16 protein-coding genes and 1 tRNA gene are annotated in these 19,086 nt (G+C 56.0%); 11 read left to right on the top strand and 6 right to left on the bottom strand.

Translation table 11 applies throughout. From position 1 onward, the window contains the following. The first annotated feature begins 21 nt into the window (after nt 1-21). From K0B93_RS16010 to K0B93_RS15965, 10 genes are all read left to right on the top strand, one after another. On the top strand, nt 22-1,005 hold the full coding sequence (locus K0B93_RS16010; protein ID WP_219868268.1) for a TAXI family TRAP transporter solute-binding subunit: 984 nt from the start codon (nt 22-24) through the stop codon (nt 1,003-1,005). Nucleotides 1,006-1,090: 85 nt separating this feature from the next. After that, complete coding sequence (locus K0B93_RS16005; RefSeq protein WP_219868267.1) at nt 1,091-3,691, top strand: TRAP transporter permease; 2,601 nt, start codon at nt 1,091-1,093, stop codon at nt 3,689-3,691. A 162-nt stretch (nt 3,692-3,853) separates the two neighbouring features. Then, nucleotides 3,854-5,779, top strand: a complete 1,926-nt coding sequence (gene thrS / locus K0B93_RS16000; RefSeq protein WP_219868266.1) for a threonine--tRNA ligase — start codon at nt 3,854-3,856, stop codon at nt 5,777-5,779. A 2-nt stretch (nt 5,780-5,781) separates the two neighbouring features. After that, a complete protein-coding gene (infC, locus tag K0B93_RS15995; protein ID WP_218637411.1) occupies nt 5,782-6,321 on the top strand; it encodes a translation initiation factor IF-3 in 540 nt (179 codons plus the stop codon). Between the two features lie 94 nt (nt 6,322-6,415). Further along, nucleotides 6,416-6,607 (top strand): 50S ribosomal protein L35, encoded by a 192-nt coding sequence (rpmI, locus tag K0B93_RS15990; RefSeq protein WP_088828864.1) that lies wholly within the window; start codon nt 6,416-6,418, stop codon nt 6,605-6,607. Between the two features lie 52 nt (nt 6,608-6,659). Next, nucleotides 6,660-7,013, top strand: coding sequence for a 50S ribosomal protein L20 (gene rplT, locus K0B93_RS15985; RefSeq protein WP_008170485.1), 354 nt, complete (start codon nt 6,660-6,662; stop codon nt 7,011-7,013). Between the two features lie 149 nt (nt 7,014-7,162). After that, nucleotides 7,163-8,161, top strand: coding sequence for a phenylalanine--tRNA ligase subunit alpha (gene pheS / locus K0B93_RS15980; RefSeq protein ID WP_219868265.1), 999 nt, complete (start codon nt 7,163-7,165; stop codon nt 8,159-8,161). A 63-nt stretch (nt 8,162-8,224) separates the two neighbouring features. Then, nucleotides 8,225-10,597 (top strand): phenylalanine--tRNA ligase subunit beta, encoded by a 2,373-nt coding sequence (gene pheT / locus K0B93_RS15975; protein WP_219868264.1) that lies wholly within the window; start codon nt 8,225-8,227, stop codon nt 10,595-10,597. A 3-nt stretch (nt 10,598-10,600) separates the two neighbouring features. Then, complete coding sequence (gene ihfA, locus K0B93_RS15970) at nt 10,601-10,903, top strand: integration host factor subunit alpha (RefSeq protein ID WP_007151838.1); 303 nt, start codon at nt 10,601-10,603, stop codon at nt 10,901-10,903. Next, nucleotides 10,884-11,249, top strand: a complete 366-nt coding sequence (locus tag K0B93_RS15965; RefSeq protein WP_219868263.1) for a MerR family transcriptional regulator — start codon at nt 10,884-10,886, stop codon at nt 11,247-11,249. Before ihfA ends, K0B93_RS15965 begins: the two co-directional genes overlap by 20 nt. Before the next feature lie 99 nt (nt 11,250-11,348). Here K0B93_RS15965 and K0B93_RS15960 read toward each other — a convergent pair whose 3' ends face one another. The 3 genes from K0B93_RS15960 to K0B93_RS15950 form a co-directional block, all read right to left on the bottom strand. After that, entirely contained in the window at nt 11,349-11,801 is a 453-nt protein-coding gene (locus K0B93_RS15960) for a tetratricopeptide repeat protein (protein WP_219868262.1), read from the bottom strand. A gap of 185 nt (nt 11,802-11,986) precedes the next feature. After that, nucleotides 11,987-12,063: transfer RNA gene (locus K0B93_RS15955), tRNA-Pro, on the bottom strand. Between the two features lie 115 nt (nt 12,064-12,178). Beyond that, on the bottom strand, nt 12,179-13,822 hold the full coding sequence (locus tag K0B93_RS15950) for an FMN-binding glutamate synthase family protein (protein WP_219868261.1): 1,644 nt from the start codon (nt 13,820-13,822) through the stop codon (nt 12,179-12,181). Between the two features lie 257 nt (nt 13,823-14,079). On the opposite strand from K0B93_RS15950, the gene K0B93_RS15945 reads away from it, so the two are divergent. After that, the gene (locus tag K0B93_RS15945; protein WP_219868260.1) at nt 14,080-15,669 is read left to right on the top strand and encodes a BCCT family transporter; all 1,590 of its coding nucleotides are present in this window, start codon (nt 14,080-14,082) and stop codon (nt 15,667-15,669) included. A 66-nt stretch (nt 15,670-15,735) separates the two neighbouring features. Here the strand turns inward: K0B93_RS15945 and K0B93_RS15940 are convergent, their stop codons facing one another. The 3 genes from K0B93_RS15940 to K0B93_RS15930 are packed head-to-tail and all read right to left on the bottom strand — an operon-like array spanning nt 15,736 to nt 18,957. Next, complete coding sequence (locus K0B93_RS15940) at nt 15,736-16,683, bottom strand: alpha-L-glutamate ligase-like protein (RefSeq protein WP_219868259.1); 948 nt, start codon at nt 16,681-16,683, stop codon at nt 15,736-15,738. Between the two features lies 1 nt (nt 16,684). After that, nucleotides 16,685-18,202: an inactive transglutaminase family protein gene (locus tag K0B93_RS15935; protein ID WP_219868258.1), complete on the bottom strand. Its 1,518-nt coding sequence runs from the start codon at nt 18,200-18,202 to the stop codon at nt 16,685-16,687. Further along, nucleotides 18,199-18,957: an ATP-dependent zinc protease gene (locus K0B93_RS15930; protein ID WP_324125545.1), complete on the bottom strand. Its 759-nt coding sequence runs from the start codon at nt 18,955-18,957 to the stop codon at nt 18,199-18,201. Before K0B93_RS15930 ends, K0B93_RS15935 begins: the two co-directional genes overlap by 4 nt. Nucleotides 18,958-19,086: the final 129 nt, after the last annotated feature.

Genomic DNA, 19,086 nt, shown 5'->3' with positions numbered 1-19,086 from the left:
TCAGAAGAAGGAAGAACTCACATGACACTGAAACTTAAGGCATCCGCTCTCGCCGTTGCTGCTGCTGTCAGTCTTGGCGCGGCCTCAACTTCTGTTTCCGCTCAAGAGCAGCGTTTTGTGACGATTGGTACTGGTGGTGTGACTGGCGTTTATTATCCGGCGGGCGGTGCCATCTGCCGTCTGGTGAATATGGACCGTAAAGAACACGGTATCCGCTGTTCAGTTGAGAGCACCGGCGGCTCAGTATACAACCTGAACGCGATCCGTCAGGGCGAGCTGGATCTGGCGGTCGCCCAGTCCGACTGGCAGTACCACGCCTACAATGGCACCAGCCAGTTCAAGGACGATGGCGCAAACAAGGACCTGCGAGCGGTTTTTTCACTGCACCCCGAACCGTTCACCGTGGTTGCCAGCAAGGGTTCAGGGATCACCACTTTCGAGGATCTCGAAGGCAAGCGGGTTTCCGTGGGTAACCCCGGTTCTGGCCAGCGCGCCACTGCAGAGGTGCTGATGGATGAGATGGGCTGGAGCATGGACAAGTTCTCGCTGGCGGCCGAACTCAAGGCGGCGGAGCAGTCGCAGGCGCTTTGCGATGGAAACATCGATGCGTTCTTCTACACCGTTGGCCATCCGTCCGGTTCCATCAAAGAGGCAACGACCTCCTGTGACAGTGTCCTGGTCAACGTCGAAAATGACGCGACCGCCAAGCTCATTTCCGAAAACCCGTATTACCGCGAAGCCACCATTCCGGGCGGCATGTACCGTGGTAGCGACGAGGACGTAACAACCTTTGGTGTGGCTGCAACCTTCGTGTCATCCACTGACGTTCCGGACGAGGTGGTTTATGAGGTCGTCAAGGCAGTGTTCGAGAACTTCGACAGCTTCAAGCGCCTGCACCCGGCCTTTGCCAACCTGAACAAAGAGGAAATGGTATCCGACGCTCTGAGTGCGCCCCTGCACCCAGGTGCGGCGAAGTACTACAAGGAAGCTGGCCTGATCGACTGATCACGCGCCATTTCTAGGTGGCCGCCGGCACTTCCTGCCGGCGGCCATGACTGACCCTCCCGTTTTCCTCTGACAGGATTCAGCTATGAGCAATAGCGACCCGAGAGCCGGGAATGACGCCGACCGACCGAAAGTCGAAGAGGTTCTCCAGACCGAATCCGGTGGGAGAGCCACGACTGGCGCAGCTGCAGTCATCCTTTTTGTCGTCCCTCTGCTCTGGTCCCTTTTTCAGTTATGGATAGCGTCACCGCTACCGTACATTTTCGAGATTGGCGTCTTTAACTCCACAGAGTCGCGATCAATTCATCTGGCCTTTGCCGCCTTTCTGGCTTTTGCTGCGTTCCCGATGATTCGCGGAAAGCACGCCAACCACGTTCCGATCTATGATTGGATTCTTGCACTGGCAGCGGCATTCGCGGCGTCGTATCTCTACGTCTTCTACGATCAGCTTTCGACACGGCCCGGTGCTCCGGAAACCCGGGATCTGGTTGTCGCCCTGTCTGGCCTGGTACTGCTGCTTGAGGCCACGCGGCGCTCGCTGGGTTTGCCCCTCACAATCGTTGCCGGGGTTTTCATTGTTTACTCTCTCGCCGGCCCTTACATGCCGGACGTTATATCCCATAAGGGCGCAAGCCTGAGCAAGCTCGCATCTCACCAGTGGCTTGGTACCGAAGGGGTGTTTGGTGTTGCGCTGGGCGTTTCAACCAGCTTTGTATTCCTGTTTGTTCTCTTCGGTGCGCTGCTTGAGCGTGCCGGTGCCGGGCATTATTTCATCCAGGTGGCCTACGCACTGCTTGGCCATATGCGTGGTGGCCCGGCCAAGGCCGCAGTGGTGTCCAGTGGCCTGAGCGGGGTGATTTCAGGGTCATCCATTGCCAATGTGGTTACCACCGGTACCTTTACCATCCCGCTGATGAAGCGGGTTGGCTTTCCGGCAACGAAGGCCGGAGCGGTCGAGGTTGCCGCCTCGACCAACGGTCAGTTGACTCCCCCCATCATGGGCGCGGCCGCGTTTCTGATGGTGGAGTATGTGGGCATTTCCTATCTCGAAGTCATCAAGCACGCGATTCTGCCTGCGATGATTTCCTATGTGGCGCTCATCTACATCGTCCACCTGGAGGCCTGCAAGCTCAATATGAAGGGCATCGAGCGCGTGGATCGCCCGACACTGGCTCAGCGCATGCTCAACTGGGTGGTGATACTGCTGGGGCTCAGCATCCTGACGCTGGTTGTCTACTACGGCATCGGCTGGATGAAGGACTGGTTGGGGGCAGCGGCCATGTGGGTGCTCACGCCGTTGCTGCTCCTTGTCTACGTGGGGTTGGTTGGTTACGCAACCCGTTTCCCGGTACTGGAGGAGGACGATTCTGATGAGGCCATGGACGAGCTTCCGCCGGTCGGACCCACGGTCAAAACCGGGCTCTATTTCCTGCTGCCGGTGGTGGTCCTGGTCTGGTGTCTGACGGTTGAACGGTTCTCGCCGCAACTGTCAGCCTTCTGGGCAACGGTGTTCATGATTTTCATTGTCGTTACCCAGGGGCCGTTAAAAGCATTTTTTTACAAGAAGGGTCACTATGGCCGCCAACTGAAACAGGGTGGTATCGACCTGGCTCATTCACTGGTCACCGGCGCCCGAAACATGGTGGGTATCGGGGTTGCAACCGCCACCGCTGGCATCGTTGTGGGTACTGTTACCCTGACCGGCATTGGCCTGGTGATGACCCAGTTCGTGGAGTTTATCTCGGGCGGCAACCTGTTGCTGATGCTGATCTTTACCGCCATCATCAGTCTGATCCTCGGGATGGGCTTGCCTACAACGGCCAACTATATCGTTGTGTCCACTCTGATGGCGCCTGTTATTGTCACCCTGGGGGCGGCGAATGGTCTGCTGGTTCCGCTGATTGCCGTTCACCTGTTTGTGTTCTACTTCGGGATCCTCGCGGACGACACGCCGCCCGTGGGGCTGGCGGCCTATGCCGCCGCGGCAATCTCCGGAGCCGATCCGATACGAACGGGTGTCCAGGGTTTCACGTACGACATTCGCACCGCCATCCTGCCATTCATGTTCATCTTCAACACGCAGTTGTTGCTGATCGGGCTTACTGGCTGGATAGACCTGCTGGTGACCATCTTCAGCGCAGTGACGGCGATGCTGGTGTTCTCGGCAGCGACCCAGGGCTTCTGGTTTACCAAAACCCGTTGGTGGGAAACCGTATTCCTGCTCCTGATTACTTTCACCCTGTTCCGTCCGGGTTTCTGGTGGGACATGGTCTATCCACCGACCGAGAATCGCCCTGGGGCTGAAGTTCTCGAATACGTGGATGACGTACCTGCCGATGAGGCCATCATCATCCAGGCTTCCGGCATGTCGATTGACGGAGAGGAAGTATCGAAATACCTGAGACTGCCGCTGCCTGAGGCAGAGACGCCGGCCCAGAGACTGGCCGCAGCAGGGCTGGAGGTTTCGCCGCAGGGAGATCAGATGGTTGTCGATTTCGTAAGCTTCGGGAGCATTGCTGAGAAGGCGGGCATCAGTTTCGGCTGGAGCATCGATGCGGTGCAGGTCCAGAACGAACGCCCGCCGAAAGAGCTGATGTTCATTCCGGCTCTGATCCTGCTGGCGTTACTCGCCTTCGGACAGCTTCGAAGGCGGGCCCGTGAGGGTGGAGAACCGCAGGCGGCCTGATTCTGGAGAGGCCAGGCTCGCCCCTGAAAACCCGGCATTAACCTGCCGGGTTTTTTTCTGTTAGACTCCCGGTCGAATCGGCCCGCGGTTTGTGTCGTGGAACGCCGTTATCATGTGATCTCTGGTATAGATCACCGCTGAGTAACCAACTGGAGTTTTTTCATGCCCGTCGTAACTTTGCCGGATGGCAGCCATCGCAGTTTTGCAGAACCCGTATCCGTTCATGACGTCGCCGCAGACATTGGCGCTGGTCTGGCGAAGGCCGCACTGGCCGGCCGGGTGAACGGTAAGCTCGTGGATACCAGCTACCGTATTGAAGACGACACCGAACTGGCGATTATCACTGATCGCGATGAGGACGGTGTTGACATTATCCGCCACTCAACGGCCCACCTTCTGGCAATGGCGGTGAAAGAACTGTTTCCCTCAGCTCAGGTAACCATTGGTCCGGTTATCGACAACGGCTTCTATTACGACTTCAAGTTCGACCGCCCGTTTACCAATGAAGATCTGGCGCGGATCGAAAAACGAATGGAAGAACTGTCCAAGCAGGACATCCCCGTGTCGCGTTCCGTGCTGTCCCGTGATGAAGCGGTGAAACTGTTCGACGAAATGGGCGAAGAGTACAAAGTCCGTATCATTGAGGACATCCCGGGTAACGAGGATCTATCTTTTTACCGTCAGGGCGATTTCATTGACCTTTGCCGCGGCCCGCATGTGCCCAGCACCGGCAAGCTCAAGGCCTTCAAGTTGACCAAGGTTGCCGGGGCGTACTGGCGCGGTGATACCAGTAACGAGCAGTTGCAGCGTGTCTATGGCACTGCGTGGGGCAACAAAAAAGATCTCAAGGCTTACCTGCACCGCCTGGAGGAAGCCGAGAAGCGTGACCACCGCAAGATCGGCAAGAAACTGAACCTGTTCCACATGCAGGAAGAGGCGCCGGGCATGGTGTTCTGGCACCCGGACGGTTGGTCGGTGTATCAGGAGATCGAGCAGTACATGCGCGATATGCTGCGCAACCACGGCTACCAGGAGATCAAGACGCCTCAGGTGGTCTCCCGTGCCCTGTGGGAGAAGTCGGGGCACTGGGACAAGTTCCACGACGACATGTTCACCACAGAGTCCGAGAAGCATGACTACGCCATCAAGCCGATGAACTGTCCGTGTCATATCCAGGTGTTTAATCAGGGCCTGAAGAGTTACAAGGATCTGCCTCTGCGACTGGCAGAGTTCGGTTCGTGTCATCGTAATGAGGCATCCGGTGCGTTGCATGGTCTGATGCGGGTGCGTGGTTTCACCCAGGATGATGCCCACATTTTCTGCGAGGAAGACGCGATCCAGGAGGAAGTGTCCCGGTTCATCGATCTCCTGCACGAGGTGTACAAGGATTTCGGCTTCGATGAGATCCTCTATAAGCTTTCCACCCGTCCGGAGAAGCGCGTTGGTTCTGACGAAGTGTGGGACAAGTCCGAGGCCGCACTGGAAGAAGCCCTGAATCGCGAGGGTGTCGACTGGGAGTTGTTGCCGGGGGAGGGCGCGTTCTATGGCCCGAAAATCGAGTTCTCGCTCAAGGACTGCATCGGTCGGGTCTGGCAATGTGGCACCATTCAGGTGGATTTCTCAATGCCGGGCCGCCTCGGTGCCCAGTATGTCGCCGATAATTCAGAGCGCAAAACACCGGTGATGTTGCATCGCGCGGTACTCGGTTCGTTTGAGCGTTTCATCGGTATTCTTATCGAAGAATACGAAGGGGCGTTCCCGACCTGGTTGGCACCGACCCAGGTTGCCATACTCAATATCACCGATAATCAGCGTGAATATTGTCAGAATCTGGCGAAAAAGTTGGATTCTTTGGGCTATAGGGTTAATGCTGACTTGAGAAACGAGAAGATCGGCTTTAAAATCCGCGAGCATACTCTTAACAAGGTTCCCTATCTTGTCGTTGTCGGTGACAAAGAAATCGACAACAACGCTGTTGCGGTGAGAACCCGCAAAGGTGAAGATCTGGGAACACTATCGCTCGAAGCGTTTGAGCAGCTTTTACAGAAAGATGTTGAACGCAAGGGCAAAACAAAGACGGAGATCTAATTATTAAACAGCGAGCGAATCGGGGTGGGCGCACACCAAAAGCGCCGATCAATGAGAATATTGACGCAACCGAAGTCCGACTGATTGACGCAGAAGGCAATCAGGTCGGTGTAGTACCAATTGAGGATGCCTTGAAACAAGCAGAAGAGGCATCGCTTGACCTGGTCCAGGTTACGGATTCCGATCCGATCGTCTGTAAGATAATGGACTACGGCAAGAAAATCTTCGACGAGAAGAAGGCCAAGGCGGCTGCCAAGAAAAAGCAGAAGCAGACGCAGGTCAAAGAGCTTAAGTTCCGACCAGGAACTGAAGAAGGGGATTATCAGGTCAAACTACGCAACCTGGTACGTTTCCTTGAAAACGGGGACCGCGGCAAAATCACTATTCGCTTCCGTGGGCGTGAGATGGCACACCAGGAAATTGGTATGAAGCTCATGGCTCGCATCGAGACGGATATTGAGGAGCTGGCAACTGTGGAAATGCGGCCGAAAATGGAAGGCCGTCAGATGACCATGATAGTGGCGCCCCGAAAAAAGAAGTGAACCTGATCGGGTGATGATCCCCCGCGCATGCGGGGGATTTGTCGTTCAGGGGCACATTTGTTGTTCTTAAAAATAGAATGCGGAGTTTTAAAAAATGCCTAAGATGAAAACCAAAAGCGGAGCCACGAAACGGTTCAAGAAAACCGCCACTGGCTTCAAGCACAAGCAGTCCTTCACCAGTCATATCTTGACCAAGAAGAGCCCCAAGCGTAAGCGTCAGCTCCGTGGTACCAAGCTGATTGCCAAGTCTGATGTGGCTTCCATCAAGCGTATGACCGCGGGCTAAACAGCGCGCGAATCATTCCTGAAAAGGTTTATTAAGGTAGAAGGATTAAGATATGGCTCGTGTAAAACGTGGTGTGGTCGCACGCCGTCGTCACAAAAAGATTCTCAATCAGGCCAAAGGTTACTACGGTGCTCGTAGCCGTGTATTCCGTGTAGCCAAGCAAGCGGTTATCAAGGCCGGTCAGTACGCTTACCGTGACCGTCGTAACCGTAAGCGTGCTTTCCGCGCTCTGTGGATTGCTCGTATTAACGCTGGTGCCCGCGCTAACGGCCTGTCCTACAGCCGTCTGATCGCTGGTCTGAAAAAGGCTAACGTTGAAATCGATCGTAAGGTTCTGGCTGACCTGGCCATGAACGAGCAGCAGGCGTTTGCCGCTGTTGTCGAGAAAGCCAAAGCGTCCCTGTGATCGCTTAAGCTCTTCATCGATTGCTGATCGATACGGGCGTCTCATGTCATCATGAAGGCGCCTTCTGATAGGGGAAGGGCACGCTCTTCCCCTATTTTTGTTTTAAGAATTCGTATTAGTACTCCCATTTCTGGTTTGGAGCAGGGTCAATGGAAAACCTGGAGCAACTGGTTCAGGACGGGTTGGCTGCGGTGGAAAAGGCCGACAGTCTGCAGGCGCTTGATCAAATTCGTGTTGAGTACCTGGGCAAAAAGGGTGTGATCACCCAGCAGGCAAAGACACTGGGTAAGCTTTCTGCCGAAGAGCGTCCCGCTGCAGGCCAGAAAATCAACGAAGCCAAGGGGCAGGTTGAACAGGCCATCAACGCCCGGCGCGCTGATCTTGAGCGAGCGGCAATTGAGCAGAAGCTCGCGAGCGAATCCATTGACGTTACCCTGCCAGGCCGTGGCCAGGACCTTGGCGGGCTGCACCCGGTGACCCGCACTCTGGAACGCATCGAGCAGTTCTTTGCCCGTGCCGGCTACACGGTCGAGCAGGGCCCCGAAATCGAAGACGATTACCATAACTTCGAAGCGCTCAACATTCCCGGGCACCACCCGGCGCGTGCCATGCACGACACCTTCTATTTCAATCCGGGCACGCTCCTGCGGACCCATACCTCCCCGGTCCAGATTCGCACGATGGAGGCTGGAAAGCCGCCGTTCCGGATGATTTGTCCAGGTCGGGTGTACCGCTGTGACTCTGATATGACCCATACCCCAATGTTCCACCAGGTTGAGGGTTTGCTGGTCGAAAAAGATGTCAGTTTTGCGGATCTCAAGAGCACCGTGGAAGAGTTCTTGCGGGTGTTCTTCGAGCGCGATCTCAAGGTGCGATTCCGTCCGTCTTATTTCCCGTTCACCGAACCGTCTGCCGAGGTGGATATCGAGTGGGGCCGGGAGGCCGATGGCAGCATCAAGTGGCTGGAAGTGATGGGTTGCGGCATGGTTCATCCCAAAGTATTTGAATATTGCGGTATCGATGCCGAGGAATATCGTGGCTTTGCGTTCGGTCTTGGCGTAGAGCGCCTGGCCATGCTCCGCTACGGCGTCAATGACCTTCGGATGTTCTTCGAAAACGACCTGCGCTTCTTGCGCCAGTTCCGTTAATCCGGCGTTCTACGGCACTCAAATCAACAGGCGAAACCGCATCAGGACAACAAGGCTATAACCATGAAATTCAGTGAACAGTGGCTGCGCGAGTGGGTAAATCCGACCATCGGAACCCAGGAATTGATGGACCAGATCACCATGGCCGGTCTGGAAGTGGATGGTTTTGAGCCGGTCGCAGGTCAGTTCAGCGGCGTCATTGTCGGCGAGGTGCAGTCGGTTGAGCCGCACCCGGATGCCGACAAACTGCGGGTGTGCCAGGTAAGCGATGGCAAGCAGACAGTTCAGGTAGTGTGTGGCGCTCCCAACGTGAGAGACGGCCTCAAGGTCCCGTTTGCCGTGGTCGGTGCGGTGCTGCCGGGCGACTTCAAGATCAAGAAGGCAAAGCTGCGCGGGCAGCCATCTGAGGGCATGCTTTGTTCCGAATCCGAGCTCGGACTTTCGGAAAACCATGCTGGCTTGATGGAGCTGCCGGCAGACGCGCCGGTAGGGCAGGACGTGGCCGACTACCTCAAGCTGAATGACGTAACGATTGATGTGGACCTGACGCCCAATCGCAGCGATTGTCTCTCGATCAAGGGCATTGCCCGTGAGGTGGGCGTACTGAATAGCATGCTGGTTGAGGGACCTGAGATTAAACCTATCGAGGCGGTGCACTCGGAGGTTGCTGATATCCGGGTCGAAGCGGCAGCCGGCTGCCCGCGCTATCTTGGCCGTGTTCTGCGTAATGTGAATCTCAGGGCAGAATCTCCGTTGTGGATGCAGGAGAAGCTGCGCCGGTCAGGAATTCGTTCCATTGACGCGGCGGTGGATGTCACCAACTACGTCATGCTGGAGCTGGGTCAGCCGATGCACGCGTTCGATCGAGAAGAGATCCGGGGCGGCATTGTGGTGCGGATGGCAAAGGCCGGCGAAAAACTGGTCCTGCTCGACGGCCAGGAAGTTGAGCTTACCGAGCAGACCCTGGTGATTGCCGATCATGAGAAACCGGTTGCGATTGCCGGTGTAATGGGAGGTGAGCATTCCGGGGTCAGTGAGAAGACGAATGACTTGATTCTCGAATCCGCCTACTTCGATCCCATTACCCTGGCGGGCAAGGCCCGGTATTACGGCCTGCATACAGATGCCTCCCACCGTTTCGAACGGGGCGTGGACTACAATCTGGCCCGCGAAGCGATGGAGCGGGCGACGCAGTTGCTTATGGATATTGTTGGCGGTGAGCCCGGTGAAATCATTGAAGTGGTCAGTGATCAGCACCTGCCGGAGGACCGAGTGGTGGATTTACGTTCGGATCGTCTTTACGACGTTTTGGGCCTTGAGATTGACCGGACGACCGTTGAAGAAATCCTGAGTCGGCTCGGCCTGCATATCGACAAGCTCCTGAAGGCGGGGTGGCGGATCAGTGTGCCCAGTTTCCGCCCGGACATCTCCATTGAGGAAGACCTGATCGAGGAAGTTGGCCGGATCTTCGGTTACAACAACCTGCCGGTGACCGAGCCCACGGGGGCTCTTGGGCTGCGTCAGCAAGATGAAGCTACCCGTCCGGTATCGGCGATCCGGAAATTCTTCGTGGATAACGGTTATCAGGAAGCTATCACCTACAGCTTCGTGGATCCCAAGGTTCAGAAGCTGATTGATCCGGACCGCGAGGGAATTGCCCTTGCCAATCCCATTTCCTCCGATCTCTCGGTCATGCGCACCAGTCTCTGGAGTGGCCTTCTCAAAACCGTTGCCCACAACCAGAATCGCCAACAGGGGCGGATTCGCCTGTTCGAAACCGGTTTGCGGTTCGAGCAGGAGGGCGAGCGAATTGACCAACAGCAGATGTTGGCCGGCGTTGTGGTAGGTTCCCAGTATCCTGAAAACTGGGTAAACGGTCGCAGAACTGCCGATTTCTTTGATGTAAAAGGGGACCTGGAAAGCCTGTTCCGTCTGCTCGGTATCGAGATCCAGTTCGTTGGCAGCCAGCATCCTGCGCTGCATCCGGGCCAGACCGCAGAATTGCTCCGGGATGGCGAACATGTAGGATGGCTAGGCACGTTGCACCCACAAGTTCAGAAAAATCTTGAACTTAATGGCACGATCCTGATGTTTGAGCTATTCTTGGATTCGATCGTTACTGGTTATGTGCCTAATTTCAAAGAAATTTCAAAATTCCCTGAAGTTCGTCGGGATTTGGCTATCATTATCGGAAGCGATGTGGCGTTTGCCGATGTCGAGCGTGTGGCCAGAAAGCATGCCGGCGAACGACTGACAGCGCTGCGTGCGTTTGATGTATACGAAGGTGAGAGCCTGGGCGAGGGGAACCGGAGCCTGGCGCTTAGTCTCTTCTGGCAGCACCCGGAGCGCACATTGACCGAGGACGAGGTTCATTCGCTCTTCAATGGTGTAATCGACGCATTGAAAGAAGAGCTGGGGGCAACACTGAGGAGTTGAGACATGGCGGCTTTGACGAAAGCGGAAATGGCAGAGCGGTTGTACGAGGAATTGGGCCTGAACAAACGCGAAGCCAAGGAAATGGTGGAAGCTTTTTTCGACGAGATCAGAGGCGCACTCAGCCATAACGAACAGGTGAAGTTATCGGGCTTCGGTAACTTCGACCTGCGTGACAAGAAACAGCGACCGGGACGGAACCCGAAAACTGGTGAGGAAATTCCAATCAGTGCACGGCGTGTTGTTACGTTTCGCCCGGGACAAAAACTAAAGCAAAAAGTAGAAGCGTATGCTGGAACCCAGTCATAATAACGAACTTCCCACCATTCCCGGGAAGCGCTATTTCACCATTGGTGAAGTCGCAGACCTTTGCGCGGTCAAGGCACACGTCCTGCGCTATTGGGAGCAGGAATTCCCGCAGCTATCGCCGGTAAAGCGTCGAGGAAACCGCCGCTATTATCAGCGGGCAGACGTTATAACCATTCGTCAGATCCGCAGCCTGCTTTACGATCAGGGCTATACCATTGGTGGTGCCAAGCAAAAGCTCAGCAGCCACGAGGTGAAGGACGATACTTCCCAGTACAAACAGCTGATCCGACAGATGATAACGGAGTTGGAAGAGGTGCTGGATGTGCTGAACGCGCCGGTGAAATAACCGCAGCGCCGAAAGGAAAGCCGAAGGGGCGAGCCTCTTCGGCTTTTTTCGTGTTCGCGAGGTCGGTAGTGAGCGAAAACGATCCGGGCAAGGGTGCTATCAGTTCCTGTCCGGGCGGTTGCTCTGGTTTCTCCCGGTGTTTGCGAGATGCTCCCAGTAGATTGCGCGATCCTCATCCCGGGTGACGCCCACTCCGGTTCGATAAGCGCGAGCCGTTTCCTCCATTCCTATCCGGTCGCCGGACTCGGCCAGTCGCCTGTACCACCTGAAGGCCTTGGCATCGCTCTGCTCGACACCCATTCCCTCCGAGTACATGTTGGCGACGTTCAGCATCCCCTGCCGGTTACCCCTTTTTGCCAGTGTGAGGTACCGTTCAAAAGCCAGATCGTATTGCCCCATCTTATAGACAGCGTAGGCCTCCAGCACTTTAACGATGTCTCGGGCGGTACGTTTCTGGTCGTCCTCAAAGGCCTGAGTCGGCGTTGGTCCGCTGAGTAGCGTTAACACCGCGGTCAGCCACATTGCCTTGTGTATCGTGGACCTCGGGCCCATGGGTGCTCTCCGTCTGTCTTCGATTGCGGCTCATTGCAAGTGACATACGCTAGCAGCATTGAAGGTTTGAAGACTATGGTACTGGGGTAGCGTTTTGACACGGCTTTAGTGGTAGTGGTGGAGGGTGAAAGTGGTGCGGAAACAAAAAAGGCAGGGGCCCAGGCCCCTGCCTTTTCTTTTGAATCTGGTCGGGACGGTAGGATTTGAACCTACGACCCCCTGCACCCCATGCAGGTGCGCTACCAAGCTGCGCTACGCCCCGATTCGCTGTGGGCCCCGAGAAAACTTAAGAGCTATCTCAGTGGCTTAGCGGGAGCGAAGTCTACACCAGCCCATAAGAAAAATAAACAGGCTTTAGAGATTTTGCGCCCTGATTTTCAGCGGAGCTTGGTCTCTCTTAGCTTGAGAATAGAGTCGGGCGGATCGAAGGTTGCCGGGCTAGCCTGTGGCCAGTACTTGTCGAATACCGTGTGGCCGGTTTCACCTTCGAGCAGGGCACCCGGTTCAAGGTATGGGAACAGATCCATGTAGGAATGAACTTCCGTCTTGGAGACACGGCGCACCACGTGCTCAGGGCCGAGCTCCGACGGGTGGCGCAGGCCGGATGATTCAAGCAGGTTCTGCAAGGCATCAAGGGTGTTTTTATGAAAGTTGTAGACCCGCTGGCTCTTGAGCTCCACATCCAGTTTGTTGCCACGTCGGGGATCCTGGGTTGCGACACCGCTTGGGCAGCGCCCGGTATGGCAATTCAGGGCCTGAATGCAGCCCAGTGAGAACATGTACCCACGGGCTGAATTGCACCAATCAGCGCCAAGGGAGAGGGTACGGGCAATGTTGAATGCCGACGTAATCTTGCCCGCTGCGCCAATCGCGATGTCTTCCCTGAGGTTCGTGCCAACGAGGGTGTTGTGTACGAGCAACAGGGCTTCGGTCATAGGCATGCCGAGCCGGTTAATGAACTCCAGGGGCGCGGCGCCTGTGCCTCCTTCGCCGCCATCAACGACGATAAAGTCGGGTTTTTGACCGGTTTCGAGCATTGCCTTCACGATGGCAAACCATTCCCAGGGGTGGCCTATGGCCAGCTTGAAGCCTACCGGCTTGCCGCCTGACAGTTCCCGGAGCCGGTCGATGAAAGCAAGGAGTTCCAGGGGGGTGGAGAACGCCGAATGGAGGGCAGGCGACACGCAGTCCTCGCCGACCGCCACACCTCGGGCTTCAGCAATCTCCGGTGTCACCTTGGCCCCGGGCAAAATTCCCCCATGTCCCGGTTTGGCCCCCTGAGATAGTTTGATCTCTATCATTTTGACCTGATCGATGGTGGCGTTTTCTTGGAACATTTCCTCGTTAAACGTGCCGTCCTTGTGGCGGCAGCCAAAATAACCCGAGCCAATTTCCCAGACCAGGTCGCCACCGGGTTGGCGGTGATATCGGGAAATTGAGCCCTCGCCGGTGTCGTGGTAGAAGCCGCCAAGCCTCGCGCCGGTATTGAGGCTCAGGATGGCGTTTGCCGAAAGCGAACCAAAGCTCATGGCTGATATGTTAAAAACGCTTGCACTGTAAGGCCTTGCGCAGTGTTTCCCAATCAGGATTCTGAAGTCGCTGTCGCTTATTTTGGTGGGATTAAGAGAATGATTCATCCATTCGAATCCCTCGTCGTACATACCTAGTTGGGACCCAAAGGGCCGCTTGTCGAGCACGTTCTTGGCGCGCTGATAAACAATGGTTCTTTGTTCCCTTGAGAAAGGGCGTTCCTCAGTATCGGACTGAATGAAGTACTGACGTATCTCCGGCCCAACGGATTCAAGCAGGTACCGAAAGTTGGCAAGGATAGGGTAGTTGCGGCTGACTGTGTGTCTTCTCTGAAGCAGGTCGTAAGTGCCGAGAGCAGTCAACGCGCCGAAGGCAACGAGGAAAAAGTAGGCGGCATCGGTGAAGAAACTTGCGACCAAAGATGCTAGAAAGCCGGCAATGCTCAGTGCGTAAACGGTGTAGCGGAGCGGAAAGGTTGTGGTTTTCTCCATGGATACCTCAAGTGGGGACGGTTTGCCGGGGTTTGCGGATATTTGCACCAGAGTATATCGATACGCCGCGAAATCTGTAGCCGATTGCCTGATGTTGGGTCACTGTTCCCGAGATCATGGTCTATGCTGAGATTGGGGGCAGTGAATCACTGCATCCAGGTTTTGATGTTTTGAGTTCAAAACATTAGTATGACGCGCTTGTAACGTTTGAATACCGATTCCCAAAAAAAGACTTTCCAATTCAGGAGGCTCCAAACGTGGGCGAGGTAGTTAAAGACGAATATCAGACGGATTACGTCGCAGGCCAGGATAATATCAATCCTTTTGGCCTGGATCTTCACGCGCCGGTATTCCCGATTACGGCAATACTGGTCGTGCTTTTCGTGGTAGGAACCCTCATTTTCCCGGCAGGCTCGAAAGAACTTCTGGACGGTGCAAAGTGGGACATTATTGCGACATTTGACTGGTTCTTTTTGCTCAGTGCCAACATCTTTGTGGTGGTGTGCCTGGCCTTGATCTTCATGCCAGTGGGCAAGATTCGACTGGGCGGGATGGACGCCAAACCTGAGTTTTCAACCATGTCCTGGTTCGCCATGCTGTTCGCGGCTGGCATGGGTATTGGCCTGATGTTCTGGGCGGTTGCGGAGCCCACCGCCTACTACACCGGTTGGTATGAGACGCCGTTCAACGTTGAGGCGAATACGCCCGAAGCGGCTAATCTCGCCATGGGCGCAACAATGTACCACTGGGGTCTGCACCCATGGGCGGTTTACGCCATTGTTGCTTTGTCCCTGGCATTTTTCTCGTTCAACAAGAACATGCCGCTGACCATCCGCTCGGCGTTCTTCCCCCTGCTGCGCGATAAGGTCTGGGGCTGGCCTGGCCACGTCATTGATATTCTGGCCGTCGTTGCAACCATCTTTGGTTTGGCAACCTCCCTCGGGTTTGGCGCCCAGCAGGCGGCCTCCGGGTTGAATTACCTGTTCGATACGGGCGGGGGAATCAACGTGCAGATGGCGATCATTGTGGGTGTTACCGCGCTGGCGTTGATATCCGTCCTTCGTGGCCTCGATGGTGGTGTAAAGGTACTCAGTAATATCAACATGGCTCTGGCCGGAATCCTGCTGTTCTTTATCATTTTCGCCGGACCAACCATGACGGTGCTGGAAACCATCTGGGTGACCTCCTCAAGCTATGTCGGCAACATCGTTCCTCTGAGTAACCCGTTCGGCCGTGAAGACGAAGCGTGGTTCCAGGGTTGGACTGTGTTCTATTGGGCGTGGTGGATTTCCTGGTCACCGTTCGTTGGCATGTTCATCGCGCGCGTATCGCGCGGCCGGACTGTCAGGGAATTTGTGACTGCGGTGCTGATCATTCCTACTGTGATTACCGTGGTTTGGATGAGCGCTTTTGGTGGCTCTGCACTGGAGCAGATTCAGAATGGTATTGGTGCTCTGGCTGAAAATGGCCTGACCGATGTCTCTCTGGCGATGTTCCAGATGTTCACCAACCTGCCGCTGACTGGCATCATTTCCTTCGTGGGCATCATTCTGGTGTTGGTGTTCTTCGTAACCTCCTCGGATTCCGGGTCACTGGTTATCGATAGCATCACCGCCGGAGGCAAGACCGACGCACCGACCGCTCAGCGTGTTTTCTGGGTAGTTATGGAAGGTGCAATCGCGGCTGCGCTGATCTTTGGTGGCGGTGAAGACGCCCTCGGAGCGATCCAGGCGACGGCGATCAGTGCCGGTCTGCCATTTACCGCGATACTGCTGGTAATGACGTGGGGGCTTCTGAAAGGCCTGTCCCACGAGCGCAAGCTTCTGATTGCCAGGGGCGAAATGTAGCAGTGTCAATTCAGGCATAAAAAAACCGGGGCAAAAGCCCCGGTTTTTTTGTGGACGCTTCCCCCGCTAGAGCGAGGCGAATACCTCCATGGCGTAATTGGCCCGCTCCTGCGGCGTGAAATGGGGGCGCTTGAGGCGCTCAATGGTGCGCAAGCGCGGCAGCAGCCCCCGGCCATTGGCCATCTGGATCGCCAGGCCAGGCCGGGCGTTCAGTTCCAGCAGCAATGGCCCTTCGTGGGCATCCACCACCAGATCCACCCCCATGTACCCAAGCCCGGTTGATTCGTAGCAGCGGGCCGCCATCTCCAGCATTTCACCCCAAGCTTCGATCTCGATGTTCTCCAGGGCCAGACCGGTATCTGGATGCAACGTGATTGGCTTGTTGAATTGAACCGCATTCAGGCTCTGTCCAGTGCCGATATCGAGGCCCACACCTACCGCGCCCTGGTGAAGGTTCGCTTTGCCGTCAGAGGCCTTTGTGGCGAGCCTGAGCATTGCCATGACCGGGTAGCCTCTGAACACCACGATACGAATGTCAGGCACGCCCTGAAAGGAATACCGGGCGAGGGTGGGAACGGACTCAACCAGGCTCTCGACAATGGCAACATCCGGAGTGCCTGCCAGCGAGTAAAGACCAGCGAGGATGTTGGTGAGGTGTCGTTCCAGGGAAGATGCCGGAATCCTGGAGCCTGAGGCCTTGACGTATTCGTCGTTATCCCGGCCGGTAATGACGGTGATGCCTTTTCCCCCAGAACCCTTGGCAGGTTTGATGGCAAAGCCTCCCAGGTCCTCTGCCATCTGCCGGAAACCGGAAATTTCGTGTTGCTGGCGAACGACCTGGAGCAGGCGGGGCGTCCTTACCCCGTATTCCGCCACGGCGAGTTTTGTCTTGAGCTTGTTGTCGACCAGCGGATAGGAGGAGCGTTCATTGTACCGGGCAATGTAATCCACATTGCGCCGGTTCATGTTCAGCATACCCAGACGATTGAGTGTTCTCGGTGATATCCAGCCCATATCAGTCGTAGGCCTTCATGGGTGTGAACCGCTTGAGCTCGCTCAGTTTGTAACCGGTGTACTGGCCCATCAGCAGAATCAGGCCGAGAATCACTAAATGCAGCTCGGGAAAGTTGAACGTCAGGTGGCCTGCCAAGGGAGCACTCATCAGCAGATATGCGCAAATGGCGACAAACATGCTGCCGGCACCCTGGATGAGGACTTCATGGGCACCTTCTTCCTCCCAGAGTATCGACATGCGTTCGATGGTCCACGCAATGATTACCATGGGGAAAAAGGTCACCGTCATGCCCGTGTTGAAACCCATCTGGTATCCAATGATGCTGAGACCCGCCGTGATGAAGATGACCAGTATGATCAGGGCGGATATCCTCGAAACCAGCAGGAGGTTCAGGCTGGAGAGATAGCCCCGCATCATCAGGCCAATCGAGACCACCGACAGGAAGGCGATCAGGCCCGGAACCAGGGTTGTCTGGACGAATGCTACGGCAATCAGAACCGGCATGAAGGTTCCGGAGGTGCGTATGCCTATGACAATCCGCATGAAGGCCACCATCAGCGCCCCCAGTGGCAACAGTAGCAACATGCGGAACATGCTTTGTTCTTCTATGGGGAGCTCGTAGAAGCTCAGGAAGCCAAGGCCGTTGGAATCGAACTCCATGGTTGCGAGCTGTAGGGCCGGAACCGTTTGCCGGAGCATCGAGAAGCTGACTTCCGAGTTGTCCCCGCCAACGACATCCAGCAGAGACGCCGAGCCCTGTCGCCATAGCAGCAGACTCTCTGGAACCCCCTGCTCAGCGGTATTCGGGTCAAAAGTCAGCCATTGCTCGCCGTTGAAGATCTGCAGGAAAGGCATCAAGGATTGCCGGCGGCGGGCGTCTTCCAGTTTCAGCCCGTCGGCCGTTCGTGCCGGGATACCTGAGTGATTCAGCATGTCGACCAGCAAATCGAGGTAGTTTTCCTCGGAAACCAGCAGTGTGGTGTTCTGGGTTCGGGTATCCGGCTGCATGAACCGGATCAGTTCCCGGGTCATGCTCTCCGGGGTGCTGGACCGTTCCTCTGCCTGAGCCAGTACTTCGCGCACAGCCGTAGCCTGGGGCTCCTCCCAGAATATTTTGCGGGCTTTAGGTTCTGGGGTGGGCTGCCGGTCAATTGCCGAATCGTCCGGGATAAACTGGGTTTTGAAATACAGGGTCTGGCGCCCGGACACGTTTCGCTTGGTCCATTCAGCCCGACGACTTCCGTTCTTCTCGATGATCGAGAATCCGTAGCCTGGTGAAGCGGCCTGCTCCGAGAGGATCCGGAAACCAGGTGGGTTTTCTGGCACATTCAGGCTCGCAAGCACGGCCCCACTGTTTGCGTCGAAATCAACTCTGGCCTCAATCATCCAGACGGGGCGCTGTTCGCCGGAAAGCCAGGGAATGCCAAGCTCTATGTGGCGCCAGATGGCCAGGGAAATGCCGGCTGCGATGAGGAGAAAAACGGCGATGTAAAAGGGCAGACGGGAGCGGGGGGTCACGAGTCGTTCCTGCTATGAAGGATTGAGTCGGGAAGCTTGGTGGCGAACTCCCGGCCAACATCAATCAGCATGACGTCTCGCAGGACATTGCGCCCGATCAGAACTTCGTAGGACAGGTCATCCCTGTCCGTTAACGAGAATTCGGCGACCTGCTGGTGATCGCCTATGGCAAACTGAAGTTCCACAACAACCCGTCGTTCAGGGTCTTCGGCACTGGCCTGGATCACTTTGACCCGTCGGGAAACCTCCTTCTCCAGAGTGATTAGCTCATCGCTGCCGGACACCGGGACATCAAAGCGAACCCAATTGCTACCATCCCGCTCGAACCGGGTGATGTTACGGGCATCAATGGACGACGTCTCGGCGCCACTGTCGATTCGGGCGGTGTAGACCTGGCCGGCATCAGCCAGATAGATTCGTTCCACTTCACCGACAATGAGCTTTCCCTTCAGCCGATCAGCAATGCCTCTCGATGGGTCGGCACTGGGGCAGATGGTCTGGGGCTGAACGGGGGGGCAGCTTGGCTTTTCAACTTGGGTCTTGATCGCTTCAAGAATGGACTGGGTGGATTCCCGTTCCACCCCCAGCAACTTTTCGTGTCGGGCGTTGGCGTTGCCCTCGATTGTCACGAGAGTGGCGCGTTGAGTCTGCACCGACTTGTTCAGCTCATTCAGGTTCTCTTTGGGCACCATAAGGTAGCGGTCTGCCGAACATCCGGCGAGCAACAGTACCAAGCCGGAAGCTAGCAGACTCATTGAGCGACAAAAACCAGCTCGCATCTGTTTTGAACCCATTAAGAACCCCTGCGCCAACTGCCGGTCACGTCTTTCATGCTGCTGAAATGACGGACAGTCTGATGTTTCTGAAGATTAGTAGGCGCAGGA

The organism is Marinobacter sp. F4218 (assembly GCF_019443085.1).
GTDB classification, from domain to species: domain Bacteria; phylum Pseudomonadota; class Gammaproteobacteria; order Pseudomonadales; family Oleiphilaceae; genus Marinobacter; species Marinobacter albus.
Note: the sequence above shows the minus strand (reverse complement) of the source record. Positions and strands in the feature narration are given on the sequence as shown.